The following is a 1,159-nucleotide window of genomic DNA, read 5'->3' as shown; positions in this document are numbered from 1 at the left end:
AGCTCAGTCCTCTGGGCCCCCTTCCTCGACCGCCACGACGCGCCGCTCATCGGCCGCTGGCTCGGGCGGCGCCGGGGCTGGATCGTCGCCACGCAGATCCTGGTGGCCCTGGCGCTCGCGGGCGTCGCCTTCGGCGATCCGGCCCACTGGCTCGCCTGGACGGTGGCGTTCTCCCTGGCGCTCGGCGTGGCCGGCGCCACCCAGGACGTGGTGATCGACGGCTGGCGCATCACCGCCGCGCCCCCGGAGCGGCAGGCGCTGATGTCGTCGTGGTCGGAGATCGGCTACCGGATCGGCAACCTCGCGGCGGGGGCGGGCGCCCTCTACCTGTCCGACGCCTATGGCTGGCGCGCCGCCTACCTGTGCATGGCGGCCCTGATGGCCCCCGGCACGATCGCGGCCCTGCTCGCCCCCGAGCCCCCCGCCCCCGAGACGCCCGCCACCGGCGGCTTCGTCGAGACCGTCTGGGCGCCGATCCGCGACCTCCTCGCCCGGCTCGGGCCGCTGGCCGTGCCGGTGCTGGCGCTGGTCGCGGGCTTCCGGATGCCCGGCTACGTCTCGAACGCCATGGCGATCCCGCTGTTCAAGACGCTGGGCTACTCCAACACCGACATCGCCACCGTGACGAAGCTGTTCGGCTTCTGGATCGCGCTCGGCGGCACCTTCCTGGCGAGCGCCATCATCCCGCGGATCGGCATGATGGCGAGCCTGCTGATCGGCACCGTGACGGCCTCGGCCTCGCACCTCGCGCTGGCCTATCTCGCGTGGCACGGCGGCCATGGCGGGGCGGCGTTCTGGACCTTCGCGCTGACCGTGGGGATCGACGGCTTTGCCTACGCCTTCGCGTCGATCGTGCTGATCACCTACATGTCGCGGCTCTCGGCGACCGCGCACGCGGCGAGCCAGTACGCCCTGCTCACCTCGCTCTGCGCCCTGCCGGGCAGCCTGCTCGCCGGGTTCTCGGGCTTCGTGATCGAGCGGACCGGGTTCACGTGGTTCTTCGTCGGCACGTCCCTGATCGGCGTGCCGGTGGCCCTGCTCTGCCTGCTGGTCGCGCGCCGCCACGGGCCCATGGACACGCCCGGACAGGCGATCTGAGGCTGTGTCCCAACACGGGAACGCGCGCGGAAACTGTCTCTTTAGCGGGGATTAACCACAG

1 protein-coding gene is annotated in these 1,159 nt (G+C 72.2%); it reads left to right on the top strand.

Going from position 1 to position 1,159, the window contains the following annotated elements; translation table 11 throughout:
- Nucleotides 1–1,098: MFS transporter (locus I53_RS14500; RefSeq protein WP_043351863.1), on the top strand; the 1,098-nt coding region annotated here is incomplete at its 5' end.
- Between the last annotated feature and the right edge of the window lie 61 nt (nucleotides 1,099–1,159).

Source organism: Methylobacterium sp. B1 (genome assembly GCF_000333255.1).
GTDB classification, from domain to species: domain Bacteria; phylum Pseudomonadota; class Alphaproteobacteria; order Rhizobiales; family Beijerinckiaceae; genus Methylobacterium; species Methylobacterium fujisawaense.
This window is presented reverse-complemented; position numbering and strand designations above follow the sequence as displayed.